The 15,078-nt window shown below is 34.4% G+C and carries 15 protein-coding genes; 8 read left to right on the forward strand and 7 right to left on the reverse strand.

Annotation, left to right across the window (positions count from 1 at the left end):
- Window positions 1-179 precede the first annotated feature (179 nt).
- The 5 genes from MG290_RS10915 to MG290_RS10935 form a co-directional block, all read right to left on the reverse strand.
- Window positions 180-764, reverse strand: coding sequence for a DUF6252 family protein (locus tag MG290_RS10915; protein ID WP_264561323.1), 585 nt, complete (start codon window positions 762-764; stop codon window positions 180-182).
- 134 nt (window positions 765-898) lie between these two features.
- Window positions 899-1,483, reverse strand: a complete 585-nt coding sequence (locus MG290_RS10920) for a DUF6252 family protein (RefSeq protein WP_264561324.1) — start codon at window positions 1,481-1,483, stop codon at window positions 899-901.
- 157 nt (window positions 1,484-1,640) lie between these two features.
- Window positions 1,641-2,339: a ribonuclease III gene (rnc, locus tag MG290_RS10925; protein WP_264561325.1), complete on the reverse strand. Its 699-nt coding sequence runs from the start codon at window positions 2,337-2,339 to the stop codon at window positions 1,641-1,643.
- A 48-nt stretch (window positions 2,340-2,387) separates the two neighbouring features.
- The gene (fabF, locus tag MG290_RS10930; protein WP_264561326.1) at window positions 2,388-3,635 is read right to left on the reverse strand and encodes a beta-ketoacyl-ACP synthase II; all 1,248 of its coding nucleotides are present in this window, start codon (window positions 3,633-3,635) and stop codon (window positions 2,388-2,390) included.
- A gap of 164 nt (window positions 3,636-3,799) precedes the next feature.
- Window positions 3,800-4,036, reverse strand: coding sequence for an acyl carrier protein (locus MG290_RS10935; protein ID WP_007137004.1), 237 nt, complete (start codon window positions 4,034-4,036; stop codon window positions 3,800-3,802).
- A gap of 190 nt (window positions 4,037-4,226) precedes the next feature.
- Here MG290_RS10935 and purN point away from each other — a divergent pair, with 190 nt between their 5' ends.
- Window positions 4,227-4,790 (forward strand): phosphoribosylglycinamide formyltransferase, encoded by a 564-nt coding sequence (gene purN, locus MG290_RS10940; RefSeq protein WP_264561327.1) that lies wholly within the window; start codon window positions 4,227-4,229, stop codon window positions 4,788-4,790.
- Here the strand turns inward: purN and MG290_RS10945 are convergent.
- Window positions 4,787-5,296, reverse strand: coding sequence for a hypothetical protein (locus MG290_RS10945; RefSeq protein ID WP_264561328.1), 510 nt, complete (start codon window positions 5,294-5,296; stop codon window positions 4,787-4,789). The two genes, purN and MG290_RS10945, sit on opposite strands and share 4 nt — an antisense overlap.
- A gap of 71 nt (window positions 5,297-5,367) precedes the next feature.
- Here MG290_RS10945 and rnhA point away from each other — a divergent pair, with 71 nt between their 5' ends.
- The 5 genes from rnhA to MG290_RS10970 all read left to right on the forward strand — a co-directional run bounded on the left by rnhA (window position 5,368) and on the right by MG290_RS10970 (window position 10,322).
- Window positions 5,368-5,847, forward strand: coding sequence for a ribonuclease HI (gene rnhA, locus MG290_RS10950; RefSeq protein ID WP_264561329.1), 480 nt, complete (start codon window positions 5,368-5,370; stop codon window positions 5,845-5,847).
- A 429-nt stretch (window positions 5,848-6,276) separates the two neighbouring features.
- Window positions 6,277-7,206 (forward strand): PfkB family carbohydrate kinase, encoded by a 930-nt coding sequence (locus MG290_RS10955; RefSeq protein ID WP_264561330.1) that lies wholly within the window; start codon window positions 6,277-6,279, stop codon window positions 7,204-7,206.
- Between the two features lie 56 nt (window positions 7,207-7,262).
- The gene (locus MG290_RS10960) at window positions 7,263-9,164 is read left to right on the forward strand and encodes an amidophosphoribosyltransferase (protein ID WP_264561331.1); all 1,902 of its coding nucleotides are present in this window, start codon (window positions 7,263-7,265) and stop codon (window positions 9,162-9,164) included.
- A gap of 174 nt (window positions 9,165-9,338) precedes the next feature.
- The gene (locus MG290_RS10965; RefSeq protein ID WP_264561332.1) at window positions 9,339-9,725 is read left to right on the forward strand and encodes a hypothetical protein; all 387 of its coding nucleotides are present in this window, start codon (window positions 9,339-9,341) and stop codon (window positions 9,723-9,725) included.
- A gap of 117 nt (window positions 9,726-9,842) precedes the next feature.
- Complete coding sequence (locus MG290_RS10970) at window positions 9,843-10,322, forward strand: hypothetical protein (RefSeq protein ID WP_264561333.1); 480 nt, start codon at window positions 9,843-9,845, stop codon at window positions 10,320-10,322.
- Between the two features lie 79 nt (window positions 10,323-10,401).
- Here MG290_RS10970 and MG290_RS10975 read toward each other — a convergent pair whose 3' ends face one another.
- On the reverse strand, window positions 10,402-11,694 hold the full coding sequence (locus MG290_RS10975) for an aminopeptidase P family protein (protein WP_264561334.1): 1,293 nt from the start codon (window positions 11,692-11,694) through the stop codon (window positions 10,402-10,404).
- 110 nt (window positions 11,695-11,804) lie between these two features.
- Between MG290_RS10975 and MG290_RS10980 the strand changes: the two genes are divergently transcribed.
- Window positions 11,805-12,833 (forward strand): hypothetical protein, encoded by a 1,029-nt coding sequence (locus tag MG290_RS10980; protein WP_264561335.1) that lies wholly within the window; start codon window positions 11,805-11,807, stop codon window positions 12,831-12,833.
- The gene (locus tag MG290_RS10985; protein WP_264561336.1) at window positions 12,796-15,069 is read left to right on the forward strand and encodes a hypothetical protein; all 2,274 of its coding nucleotides are present in this window, start codon (window positions 12,796-12,798) and stop codon (window positions 15,067-15,069) included. The genes MG290_RS10980 and MG290_RS10985 overlap by 38 nt, the downstream gene beginning before the upstream one ends.
- The last annotated feature ends 9 nt before the right edge of the window (window positions 15,070-15,078 follow it).

Genomic DNA, 15,078 nt, shown 5'->3' on the forward strand with positions numbered 1-15,078 from the left:
AAAAATTATACGGTTTTAATGAAGCATAGTTGCGATTTAATTGTTTTTTAATGTTTGATGCGCTCTTTGCAAATTAAAAAAGCCTCTGCAATAGCTTTCTATTGCAGAGGCTTGCCAATAAAATAAGGTTGTTTTAATTACAATACCTGACCTTATTGCTAATTTGTTTTAGCGGTATATTATCCAGCCCAGCCTTCAAACTTCATATCAAAACGCCCCTCGCGGATTTCTACTTTTTTACCTTGTTCATTAACGGCATCAAACCAAAACGTACCCGATATGACATTATTGGTTTTATCTAATCTGGTTATATGAAATTCGCCAGTATTATTGTTGTCGGTTTCATAGCTATCTGGGTTAACTATATTTGTATAGTGAATATAACTTCCTGAATTATTACTTGAATTTGTCTTTAAGATATATTTTTTGCCCTCTTCTAAAATTTGATTATTATTGTAGATTGTAATTGATTCAGTCCCTTGCATTGAGGTATTGTTTTCATTTCTTATAATAGAAAATTTCAATGTTAAATTATCATGATAATAGCCGCAATAAGGGTTGGGATTTGCCCCTCCTGTTCTTGTACCACTTGGTAAAAAAGCTTTACCATTTAGCAAACAGCCTACTTTGTTGGCTCCGGTTTGGGTAGGTGGTGGCAGCTTGTCTATTTCGGCTATTTGCTGTTCTGGTTGTGGTGCTTGGTCGTCTTTGTTACAAGAAACAAAGAAAGCAATGGTTACTAATATAAATAGTAGTTTTTTCATAAAAGTAGTTTTAATTTGAAACGTAAATTAATAAAAAAATAACTAAAAATCAAAACTTTAATCAATAAAAATTTTAAATCAACGTTTTATATTTATAACACTTGGTTTTATTGCTGATTTACTTTAACGGTATATTATCCAGCCCAGCCTTCAAACTTCATATCAAAACGCCCCTCGCGGATTTCAACTTTTTCACTCTGTTCATTCACAGCATCAAACCAAAATGTACCGGATATAATATTTTTTTCTTTATCCAATTTGGTAATATGGAGCTCGCCCTTATAGTCCTCATTAGTTTCATAGCTTTCGTCAGGTACTCCCGCCATTCCCCCTGTTATTGCAAATACAGCATTTTTTCTACTCTGGATTTCTTTTAATGAATATGTCATATTTTCCTCTAAAATAATATCACTACTGTATATTGCTACTGATTCCGTTCCGTTTCCGGTAATGTTCCCCTCATTTTTTACAATTCTGATAATTAAAACAAAAGCATCGTGGTAATAGGCACAGTAGGGGTTGCTACTACCAGTTAGTTGCCCTTTAGGTAAAAAAGCCTTACCGTTAACCAAACAACCAATTTTATTGGCTCCGGTTTGTGTTGCTGGTGGCAGCTTGTCTATTTCGGCTATTTGCGGTTCTGGTTGTGGTGCTTGGTCGTCTTTGTTACAAGAAACAAAGAAAGCAATGGTTGCTAATATAAATAGTAGTTTTTTCATAAGATTTTGTTTTTGTGTATTGCTAAATTATTGTTTTTTAACGTAAAACAAAATGAATTGGTAAAAAAAATCAATAAAACGCTTTTTTACTCATAATATAGTGTGAGATGGACTAAAGTTTTTTATTTGCGAAAATCATGCATAACCTCTAAAGCAATTACTGCATTTCTTTTTGCAATGCAAAAAACGCCCGTTGGGCAGCTTTTTCTTCTGCTTTTTTCTTGCTGGTTGCGCGTGCGCGTGCAATTTCTACATCGTTGAAGTATAATTTTATGCAGAAATGTTTTACAGTGTCTTTGCCATTGTCTTCGCAATTTTCAAACCTAAACGTACATTTATTTTTCTGGCAATATTCAATGAATAAGCTTTTGTAGCTGGTGATTTTGTTTTCCAGATAGCCCAAATCTTTAAAATCTATTAAAATGTTTTTATAGATGAATTTTTCACAAACGGCAAATCCGGCATCAATATAAATAGCGCCAATTAAAGCTTCTAGAAGGTTTCCGTTGATGTTGTCTCCAAAATTGGCTACATTGGCTTTAGATCGCACTAAATGAATTAATTGCAGTTTTTTGCCAACGCTGTTTAAATACGCTCTATTCACAATTTTGGAACGCATTTGGGTTAAGTAGCCCTCATCGCCTTTTGGGGCATTTTTGTAAAGGAAAGCAGCAATGACCGAACCTAAAATGGCATCGCCTAAAAATTCTAAGCGTTCGTAATTAAGCGCATCGCCTGTAAGGGTGGTTTTGTTTAAAGACCTGTGGGTAAACGCAGTTTCAAACAATAAGATTTTTTTGGGTTTGTACCCGATGATTTTGGTGATGGCAGAACAAAAAATCCCACTATTGTTCATAGGGGATTTTTTTGATATTATTTTTTTAAGCCAATTCACGGTTTGTTCTTATATTTTTTTGAATAAAACACAAGCATTGTGCCCACCAAAACCAAAAGTATTGCTCATGGCTACTTTAACATCGCGTTTTTGTGCTTTGTTTAAAGTAAGGTTTAATGATGGATCAATGTTTTCATCTACCGTTGTGTGGTTGATTGTTGGAGGGATAATTCCGTTTTGCATCGCCAAGATAGAAGCAATTGCTTCAATAGCACCAGCAGCACCCAATAAGTGACCAGTCATTGATTTAGTAGAGTTGATGTTGATGTTTTTAGCATGATCGCCAAAAACTGCTTTAATTGCTTTTAATTCGGCAACATCTCCAAGCGGTGTTGAAGTTCCGTGTGTGTTGATATGGTCCACGTCTTCAGGTTTTAAGCCAGCGTCGCGCAAACAGTTTTCCATTACGGCAATAACACCAATTCCTTCAGGATGTGGGGCAGTTAAGTGATACGCATCAGAAGATAAACCACCACCGCCAACTTCGCAGTAGATTTTAGCACCACGAGCAACAGCATGTTCGTACTCTTCTAATACCAAAGCACCCGCACCTTCGCCTAAAACAAATCCATCGCGAGTAGCATCAAATGGTCTTGAAGCGGTTTCCGGACTTTCGTTTCTGGTTGATAATGCTTGCATAGAGTTAAATCCGCCCATACCTGCAATGGTTACAGCTGCTTCTGAACCACCTGAAACAATCACATCACACATTCCTAAACGGATGTAGTTGAAAGCATCTACCAACGCATTTGCCGAAGAAGCACATGCAGAAACGGTAGTGTAATTTGGTCCCATAAAACCATTTCGCATAGAAATGTGTCCTGGAGCAATATCAGCAATCATTTTAGGAATAAAGAATGGATTAAAACGCGGTGTTCCATCACCAGCGGCATAATTCATCACTTCGTCTTGAAAAGTTTGCAAACCTCCAATTCCAGCTCCCCAAATAACGCCCACTCTGTATTTGTTTACATTTTCCAATGTAATTCCAGCATCTTTAATGGCTTCGTCACTGGCAACAATTGCGTATTGAGCAAATTTATCCAATCTACGCACCTCTTTTTTGTCGATAAAATCTTCAACATTGAAGTTTTTTACCTCACAAGCAAATTTGGTTTTATGCTTTTCAGTATCGTAATAAGTAATAGGGGCAGCGCCACTTTTTCCGTTCAAAAGGCCGTCCCAATATTCTTGAAGATTGTTTCCAATAGGAGTTAATGCTCCAAGACCCGTTACAACAACACGCTTTAATTGCATATACTTTGTATTTTTAATTAAAAAAATAAAACCCAAGTTTCAGGATAATGGAAACATTGGGTTGCTATAATTTTATAGATTTTTAATCTAAAATTTAATCTTAACCAAAAAAAGGTAAATAATAACACCTGCGCAATAATAGTATCACGCAGGCTTATTAGTTATTATTTTTTAGCCTCTTCGATGTAAGAGATAGCTTGACCAACAGTAGCAATGTTTTCAGCCTGATCGTCTGGGATTTGAATGTCAAATTCTTTTTCAAACTCCATGATTAGCTCAACAGTGTCTAATGAATCAGCTCCTAAATCATTTGTGAAGCTTGCTTCTGTTACAACTTCGTTTTCGTCAACTCCTAATTTGTCAACGATAATTGCCTTTACTCTTGATGCAATGTCTGACATAATCTTTTCTATTTTTTAAGTTTAATTGTTGTGGCAAAAATATAAAACTTTCGTTTATAACCACACATTTAATTGTTTTTGTAATTGCGAAGTTAAAAAAATAATTTTTAATTGGATATTTTTTTCGACTTTTGTGGTGGTTAATTTAATTATTTTATTTTTAAAACACAATAAAAAATTTTGTAATTGTATGAAAAACATTGTTTTAATGGCTTCTGGGTCGGGTAGTAACGCTGAAAATATTATTTGTTTTTTTAGAGATAAAAATATTTTGTGCAATTTTCATATCATTACTAATAAAAAGGATGCTTTTGTTTTGGAACGTGCCAAAAAATTAAATGTTCCTGCCGAAGTAATTACAAAAAACCAAAATGAGGAGGGTGTTTTGCTTGATAGAATCAATGAATTAAAGCCCGATTTAATTGTTTTGGCTGGATATTTACTGTTGTTTCCTGCCGAAATTGTGGCTTTGTATCCTAATAAAATAATAAATATTCATCCGGCATTGTTGCCCAAATTTGGCGGCAAAGGCATGTATGGGTCGTTTGTACACGAAGCGGTTGTTGCCCATAAAGAAAGCGAAACTGGCATCACTATTCACTATGTGAGCGAACATTACGACGAAGGTGCTGTGATTTTTCAGGCAAAAACGCCGGTTGTGGTAACCGATACACCTTTAGATATTGCCAATAAAGTTCATAAACTAGAGTATGAACATTTCCCGAAAGTGATCGAAAAATTATTGAACGATTAAAGCGATGTTCCCACACCAATAAGTATTTCCCCTATAAAACCTTCGGCTTCTTCGCGGTTCAGCAAGCGGCGAATACACTTTTCGGTAGCCCAAAGTTTCACCACATCGGTTAAAATATGGTGTGGATCATCAAAAATAAGGTGGTCGGTTTTTGTGCGAATCTTTGCCGATTTTTTACTTTCAACTTCGGTTATTTCTAATCGATTAAACAATGGTTTTGATAATTTGTAGTGTTTTTCTAAATACAAATCGTTTCTTTTGTAACTGCCAATTTCAAATGATAGCGAATCATCAACCGCAAAAATAAGATTCTCTTCAAAAACATAATAATCGTTAATAATTCGTTTGTTTTTTAAATCGATATCGGTGTGATTGTAATCATTGCTGTCCCAAAGTCGGGCAATGGTATCATTTGGTATATCAAAATAAATGGTGTCGTTTTGCAAATATTGAGCGTTGCCAAAACCGAAGCTAAATAGTAAAAAGAATGTTTGAAGTGTTTTCATAAAGAAATTTTTATCAAAACTAACAAAAAAAATGCCAAAATAGAATTGTATTTTTGCTGAAACGAAATCACATGCAACCCGAAATTCTTTTATATACCGATGGTTCATCGCGCGGCAATCCAGGTCCGGGTGGATATGGCGTGATCCTTCATTTAAACAACACCAAGCATTACAAAGAATTATCAAAAGGATATCGCAAAACCACGAACAACCGTATGGAATTGTTGGCAGTAATTGTGGGGTTAGAAGCTTTAACAAAAGACAATTTAACGGTTTTGGTGGTTTCTGATTCCAAATATGTCGTAGATTCTGTTGCAAAAGGCTGGGTTTTTGGTTGGGAAAAAAAGGGTTTTGCAGGGAAGAAAAACCCCGATTTATGGCAACGATTTTTAAAAGTGTACCGCAAACATAAAGTGAGCTTTCAATGGATCAAAGGGCACAACAACCACCCAATGAACGAACGTTGCGATTTCTTGGCAGTTCAGGCATCAAAAGAACCAAAATTGTTAATTGATGAATTTTACGAAAGCGAAGAAGGGATGTTGTTATAATTTTTTTTCTAAAAAGATACGCCTGCATTTTCAAAACAGGTTGTTGTATTTTAAAATGCTAATTATGCGTGCAAATAGGATGGGTAAATTGCAAATGGATGTTTATAAAAAGAAACATCCTATTTTAGCCTTAACTGATCTGCGGTAATCTGGTAAAATTCCAAACTTTAAATTTAGTAGAAATTTAAGCGTCAGAAACTATAATACTCGAAATGTTTAAAGAATTAAGCTATTTTGAAAAACTAAAATCTGAACTAATTCAAACTAAATCAGTGGTTCATACAAGATTTTTTAATCAAAAGAGAACTTTTGGAACGGTTGTGATTTGGAAAGAAATTGTTTTGTAAATCTCGTTAAACTTTTAAACGCATAAACTTTTAAACTTCTAAACAAAAACTTATCTTTGCATCTTCATTTACAAACAACTATATGAACAAATTATTGATTGTAGGAACGGTTGCTTTTGATGCGATTGAAACACCTTTTGGCAAAACCGACAAAATTCTTGGAGGTGCTGCAACTTACATCGGACTTTCAGCCGCACATTTTAATGTAAAATCAGCCATCGTTTCTGTAGTTGGGAACGATTTTCCGCAAGAATATTTAGATTTATTATCAAGCAAAAACATCGATATTTCTGGAATTGAAGTAGTAAAAGACGGCAAAACATTTTTTTGGAGTGGATTGTATCACAACGACTTAAATTCGCGCGATACATTGGATACACAATTAAATGTTTTGGCAGATTTTAATCCAGTGGTTCCGCAAGATTTTAAAGATTCTGATGTAATCATGCTAGGAAATTTGCATCCAAACATTCAAATCAGTGTTTTAGACCAGTTAACCGCAAAACCTAAATTGGTTGTTTTAGACACCATGAATTTTTGGATGGATTGTGCTTTGGAAGAACTAAAACAAGTTTTAAAACGTGTAGATGTGCTTACCATTAATGATGAAGAAGCGCGCCAGCTTTCAGGAGCATATTCATTGGTGAAAGCAGCAGAAATTATTCACGAAATGGGACCAAAATACGTGGTGATTAAAAAAGGTGAACACGGCGCTTTACTTTTCAACAATGACCAAGTGTTTTTTGCACCGGCATTGCCTTTGAAAGAAGTGTTTGATCCAACGGGAGCCGGTGACACCTTTGCTGGTGGTTTTTCAGGCTATTTAGCGCAGCAAGGAATTGTTTCGTTCCACAACATGAAAAACGCGATTATTCACGGTTCCAATTTGGCATCGTTCTGTGTTGAAAAATTCGGAACCGAGCGCATGGAGCAATTAGATAAAGAAGAAGTAAACGCACGTTTGCAACAATTTAAAATGTTAACACAGTTCGATATAGAACTAACACAATAACAACAGAAAGCCCAAATTGTGGGCTTTTTTTGGTTTAACAACAACACACAACATATATGAGCGACGCTATAAAACACGAATGTGGTATTGCATTTTTACGATTAAAAAAACCGCTTTCTTTTTACAAAGAAAAATACGGTTCTAGCTTTTATGCCATTCAGAAAATGTATTTGCTAATGGAAAAACAGCACAACCGCGGACAAGATGGTGCGGGTTTGGCAAGCATTAAGCTAGATATGGAACCAGGCGAACGCTACATTAGCCGAGTGCGTTCTAACAAAACGTCGCCTATTCAAGATATTTTTGCACAAATAAACGGGCGTATCAACGAAGAATTGGAATTAATGCCCGAGTTGGCAAACGATGTAGATGCACTAAAAAAACACATACCTTATTTGGGGGAAGTGTTTTTAGGGCACGTACGCTACGGAACTTTCGGAAAAAACAACATAGAAAGCGTGCACCCGTTTTTGCGTCAGAACAATTGGATGCATCGCAACCTTATTGTGGCCGGAAACTTTAACTTAACCAACGTAAAGGTTTTGTTTGATGATTTGGTGCGTTTGGGGCAACATCCAAAGGAAATGGCAGATACGGTGACGGTGATGGAAAAAATTGGTCATTTTTTAGACGATGAAGTAGAAGAGTTGTATTTCGATGTTCGCGATAAAGAAGGCTTGTCTAAAAAAGATGCATCACCAGTAATCGGTGAGCGTTTAGACGTTGCACGTATTTTGCGCAGAGCATCTAAAAACTGGGACGGCGGTTTTGCAATGGCAGGAATGTTGGGGCATGGCGATGCATTTGTGTTGCGTGATCCGGCAGGAATTCGTCCCGCTTTTTATTACGAAGACGATGAAATTGTTGCCGTAGCATCAGAGCGTCCGGTGATTCAAACAGCATTTAACGTTCCTTTTACCGATATTAAAGAATTAGATCCCGGAAAAGCAATTATTATCAAGAAAAATGGTGCGGTTTCTTTTGAACAAATTTTAGATCCTTTGGAGCGAAAAGCCTGTTCGTTTGAACGTATTTATTTTTCTCGCGGAAATGACGCATCGATCTACCAAGAGCGAAAAATGTTGGGCAGAACCATGATGCCTATGATTTTGAAGGAATTGAATAACGATGTTGAAAATGCGGTATTCTCGTATATTCCTAACACCGCCGAAGTATCCTATTTTGGAATGGTGGAAGGGGCACAAGAATTTTTAAATAAGCAAAAAACGGAACAAATTTTAGCTTTGAAAGACGAATTGTCTCCTGAAAAAATAAACGAAATTTTATCAAAAACCATCCGCTCAGAAAAAATTACCATTAAAGATGCCAAGTTGCGCACGTTTATCACAGACGACAGTAACCGCGACGATATGGTGGAACATGTATATGATGTAACTTACGGCGTTGTGAAACCAACCGATACCTTGATTGTGATTGATGACAGCATTGTGCGAGGAACTACCTTGAAAAAATCGATTGTAAAAATGTTGGATCGATTAAATCCTAAGAAAATCATCGTAGTTTCATCGGCTCCGCAAATTCGTTATCCAGATTGTTACGGAATCGATATGGCAAAAATGGAAACTTTAATTGCTTTTAACGCCACCTTAGAATTGCTGAAAGACCGTAACATGTATCATATCATTGACGAAGTGTATCAGAAATGTAAAAAACAAGAAAATTTGCCCGATGAAGAAGTGGTGAATTTTGTAAAAGAAATATATGCGCCGTTTACCGACGAAGAAATTTCTGATAAAATCTCTGAAATGTTGCACCCAGAAACGGTAAAAGCCGATTTAAAAGTAATGTTTCAAACGGTAGAGAATTTACATATTTCGTGCCCTGATAACTTAGGTGATTGGTATTTTACCGGAAATTATCCAACAGCAGGCGGAAACCGCGTAGTAAACCGAGCGTTTATGAACTTTGTGGAAGGAAAAGACGCCAGAGCGTATTAAGATTATAAAACGTAAATATATTAAAAGCATCAGTTTTTCTGGTGCTTTTTTGTTTTTATTAAAATATTGATTATCAATTTATTGAAGAATATATTTAATAAAAAAGATATTTTGGCACGAGAATTGGTTTTAACTAATCAAACAATAAGTTTAAAACAGTAAATTTTAGAAATCATGAGAACAATAATTACACTAGCAGTATTAGCTTTAGGATTAAGCGGATTTGCACAACAACGCCAAATGGTAAGAACTGATAATACTAACAGATACCAAGACAACCGTTACAGCCAACAGTACAACAATAAATATGGAAACTATAGTTTTTCTCGATTAGATTTATCAAACCGCCAAGAGCGCATGTTGGTAGATTTATTAAAAGACAAACAAAATGAAGAACGATACATTATCAGAAAATACAGAAATCCACAGCAAAAATTGCGTATGCTAGACCGTGAGTACGATCGTAAAATTCAAAATCTGTTAAGCAGATCTCAATACGATAAATGGAGTAGAATTTACGCATACCAATACGAAGCTTATGGAAACAAACGCTGGTCATAACATAACTATTTATTTTTTAAGTTGAAATCCCGATGCTGATAAGATTAGCAATCGGGATTTTTTTTTGTTTTAGATAATTGTTTTTTAGTATATTAGGGTTACAAATAAATTACTTCAATGACTAAAAAAATAGTATTTGCAATTTTTATAAGTTTAATTATATTCTGTTGTTTTCAACTATATTCTAGACTATTTATCTCTAACATAAATGCTGATAATTTTAAGGATTTTATTGGAACATATAAATTAGAAAAAATTTCTCGACCTGAAAAAATACTGTTACTTAAACGTAATAAATTAAAAGCTGCCTTTTTTAATGACGAAAGAAAAAGTGTTTTGTATTTAAAAGAGAATTTTAAACAGCGATTTGTTGTTTACAAAGAAAAAAAAGGAATAGTTGATAGTTTGATTCGGGAAGGAACTTGGGAAATAAAAAAGGATAGTTTGCTATTGCATTTTCCTGAAGATCGTTTTCAACCAAAAATAGTTCGGATTGGTTTTACTGATAAATTTTATTTTTTAGGAACAGTCTATGATTGTAAAGTTCGAACGAAAGAAATTGGAAAAGAATTTAGTGTTCTTAAAAAAGTAAAATAAAAAACTCCAACAGCGTTCTGAACGCTGTCGGAGTTTGCTTATAACTTACAACTTATAACTTACAACTTATAACTTACAACTATCTATTCATTAAATCTTCAATCTCGGCAGCTTCCAACGGAATGTTTTTCATTAAATTCAATGGTAAACCTTGGTTTTGCACGACATAATTATCTTCTAAACGAATACCAAAACCTTCGGCAGGAATGTAAAAACCAGGTTCAATTGTAAACACCATACCTTCAACAAAATTATCGGTTAAAATTCCGTAATCGTGTGTGTCTAATCCCATGTGGTGCGATGTTCCGTGCATCATGTATTTTTTATAAGCCGGCCAGTCCGGGTTTTCGTTTTGCACGTCGGCTTTGTCTAACAACCCCAGACCTAATAATTCAGACGTATAAATCTTGCCTAATTCTTTGTGGTAATCGTACCAATTGTTTCCGGCAACCAATAAGGTTTCAGCCGCTTTTTTACAACGCAAAACCGCATCATAAACTTCGCGTTGGCGAGGGGTGTATCTACCATTTACAGGAATAGTTCTAGACAAGTCCGACGAATAATTGGCGTATTCTGCTGCGGTATCAAACAAAATTAAATCGCCGTCTTTGCATTGTTGGTTGTTTTCAATATAGTGTAATACATTGGCGTTGTTGCCAGATGCAATAATAGGCGTGTAGGCAAATCCTTTAGAGCGATTGCGTAAAAATTCGTGTGCCAATTCAGCTTCAATCTCATATTCCCAAACGCCAGGTTTCACAAAATTTAAAATTCTGCGGAAACCTTTCTCGGTAATATCGCAAGCTTGTTGAATCAATGCAATTTCTTGTGGCTCTTTTACCGAACGCAAACGCTGTAAAATAGGGTTCGCTCGCATATATTGGTGTGCCGGATAATCGTTTTTTAACTTCTTTATGAATCGATCTTCGCGCGTTTCCGTTTCAACCGATGCTCTGTAATGTTCGTTATTGTTAATGTATACATTTTCGGCTTCCACCATCATTTTTCTGAAAATAGTAGGGAAATCAGACAACCAATAAACCGTTTTGATGCCCGATACTTCAAAAGCACGTTCTTTGGTTAGTTTTTCACCTTCCCAAATGGCAATATGTTCGTTGGTTTCGCGCAAAAACAACACTTCGCGGTGTTTTTCTTCAAAAGCATCAGGAAAAAGCACCAATATAGATTCTTCTTGATCTACGCCCGATAAATAAAAAATATCGCGATGTTGTGCAAAAGGTAAAGTAGAATCGGCAGAAACCGGATAAATGTCGTTCGAATTAAACACGGCAATGCTTTGAGGAGCCATTTGAGCCACAAACTTTTTACGGTTTTTTATAAAAAGGTTGCGGTCTATTTGATGATATTTCATTATGATTGATTTTTTTAAATAATTGTATCTCAAAGATACAAAGTTTTACGAGCAACTTAAAATCGCTTGACAAATTTTATTATTTTTGAATGATACAACGCAGCGGCTTTATGAAAAAATTTATATTTTTTTGGGTTTTGGTTTTATTTATATCGTGCAATGAGAAACGACAAGTGGAACGAGCTTTTTACTATTGGAGAAATGATGCGGGTTACGACATTGATTTTGAAAAAGTAAATAAACTAGACGCTAAAAAAATCTATTTTAAGTTTTTTGAGGTTGATTATAGCGAAACCGTGGGTAACTTTCCATACAGCAAGAACCGCCCAAGTTTAGGTAGTAGAGTTACTGAAGATTCTTTAACCGTTGTACCTACTATTTTTATAAAAAATGAAATTTATCAGTACAATACCGAAAAAGATTTAGATAAATTGGCAGATAATATTGTTTTTCTGGTAGATAAATATTTCAAAGAATCGTTCAACGAAAAGCCTGATATTAATTTTAATGAAATTCAAATCGATTGTGATTGGACAAAATCTACCAAAGACAAATATTTTTATCTGCTAAAGCAAATAAAAACCAAATCTAAAAAAACAGTAAGTTGCACTTTAAGGTTGTATCCTTATGCTTATCCCAATATTATGGGCGTGCCACCAGTAGATAAAGTAACTTTGATGTGTTATAACCTTATAAAACCACTGGAAGAGAAAAGTAAAAACGCTATTTTAGATACCAATGAACTAGAAAAATATTTAAAGAACAAAAAAGAATATCCTTTACATACCGATATTGCTCTGCCTATTTTTGGATGGACACAACTTTATAAAAACAATCGGTTTGCCGGTTTAATTGATATAAATGAAGAAAGCGTTGCCAAGTTTGCAAAGAAAACCGAACCAATGTGGTACGAAATTACTAAGGACACTGTTTTGAATTATGATACTTATTTTAGAAAAGGCGATCAAGTGAAGTGTGAAACCGTTACTTTAGAACAGTTAAACAACACAGCAGATTTACTAAAAAAGTATTTGAAGAGAAAAAATAATATCACGATTACGTTGTTCGATTTGAATGGCGAAACCTTTATAAACAGAAAAGATGAGGAACTGGAAGCTCTTTACAATCGTTTTCTTTAGTTGCGTTTTAAAAACGTGGGCTTGCGGATTTTCTCCTTATGGCGAGGATATTCGTTTTTCTCTTTTCTTGCCAACTTACGTCAATGTTCCAGGTTACGAATCGTTCTGTTATCATTCTAATTTAACATCATTTGAAGATTCAAAGAATATTTATCCTGAAAATGTGCTAGATTGGTATGGGTTTACAGGTGAAAAAGTAGCTATTCAACATATCGCATCTTTTTTACAAGAGAGTGATTATCATGATTTAAACGAAAAATCAACCAACCAGTTTGTTCAATTTTTATACAAGAATAAACAGTTCAATGTTTTAAACTATTTGAGAAACGCAAAAATGGCAGAGCCGTTTAATAGTGTTTTATTCGATGATGATCCTTGGGAATTGCAACATCAGGAAATAAAATCGAAACGCAGTTTGTTTATTAAAAAACTCGAAGCAGAACTACAAAAAGAGAAAGACGCTGTTTTGCAGAAAAAATATGCTTTTTTGATAATTAGATTGGCGTATTACGATGGTGATTTGCACAAAATTGAAAACCTTTTTGAGACCTATTTTAAAACTGCAAAAAAAGACTATTTGTATTATTGGAGTTTGTATTTCTACTGTTTTACAAGCAAATGTACTTTTGTAGATATAGCAAATGTTTTCGAAAATTCTGTAAGTAAAAGATACGCTTCGTATTATTATTTTAAAGAGCAGTTTAACTTTAACGAAGCTTTAAATCAAGCAAAAAACAATACAGAAAAAGCAACTATTTACGCGTATGCATCCATTCAAAAGGTGGATAGAAATCTAGAAAATTTAAAAGCAATTTACAAACTAAACCCTGTATCAAAATCTTTAGAAGCCTTATTGTTAAGAGAAATAAACAAGCTGGAAGATTGGATCTATACGCCCTATTACACCAATTATTTGCCATCAACACAATATAATCTTTGGGGAGAGAATGTACAAAAAGAAACTATGAACACATTATTTGCAAGGTCTGAAAAAGATAGATTGTACGCAAAAGACGTTTTAAGTTTTGTTAAAAGCGCAAATGCCAATAAAGTAAACGATCCATTGCTTTGGAAAGCTGCCGAAATTCAGTTGCTTTTTATGACAAAATCATACAATGAGTGTTTAAATAAAATAGCTGTTTTTCAAAAAAAGCATCCTAACGAAAAAGTTGTTGAAGAATTAATGCAAATTAAAGCACTTTGTTTGGTTGCTGCTCAAAAAAAAGGAAATACAGTTGTTACAAAAGAAATAGAAAACATTGTTTTAAATCAGCTTTTTAACGTAAAATTTCTTTTTGCTTTGGGAAGAGAATTAGAATATAAAGATAATTTTACCGATGGTTTAGCCTTAATTTCATATGCCGATAAAATTGCAGATGAAAACAATATGTATTATGATAAACCTTTTTGGCGTGGAAACCGCTTAAAAACATCGGGTAATCTTGATTATTTTTACAGCTACTTTGATTATTTAGACTTTGTTTTTGACACCAACCAAATGCAACAAGTTCTTAACAACGTTAATACAAAACCCACTACACCGTATTATGATAAAATATACAGCGTTCTAAAAACCGATTATATGAAGTTAAATGACTTGCTGGGAACAAAATTTCTGCGCGAAAATAATTTACAGCAAGCTTATAACATTTTTAAAGCCATGGGCGATGATTATTGGGAAGAAAATTACAATGCTTGGGAACGCAGCAGCTTTGATGAAGGATATTATATGTTTGATCAAAATCCGTTTTACGATTTTAAATATACCCCGAATTTTATCCCACATAAAGAAAAATTCATTGTTTCTAAATTATCGGTTGTAGATCATTTAATAAAGTTTGAAAAATTGGCAAATGATAATCAAAATACCGATTGTGATTATTATTATTTTATAATTGCGACTTGCTATTACAATATGGCAGATGAGGGAAATTCTTGGATGATGCGTCGTTTTTCTTCTACGCGCTCTTTTGGTTGGGGCGAAGACTATGAAAAACAATCTTATATAGATGAGGTGGAATACCGCAACAGATTACTAGCACAAAAATATTATAAAAAAGCATATCAAAATGCCCGAAACGATAAGTTTAAAGCATTGTGTTTAAGAATGGAAGAGCTTGCTTTTGATGGGTATCCATCTAAATTCCAAAAATTAAAAAAAGAATTTCCGGAGTATTATAACGACTTGTCTTCTTGTTACAGTTTAAACGAATATTTTGTGGTACAGAAAAAGTAAGGTTTAACT

Source organism: Flavobacterium sp. CBA20B-1 (assembly GCF_028473145.1).
Taxonomy (GTDB): Bacteria; Bacteroidota; Bacteroidia; order Flavobacteriales; family Flavobacteriaceae; genus Flavobacterium.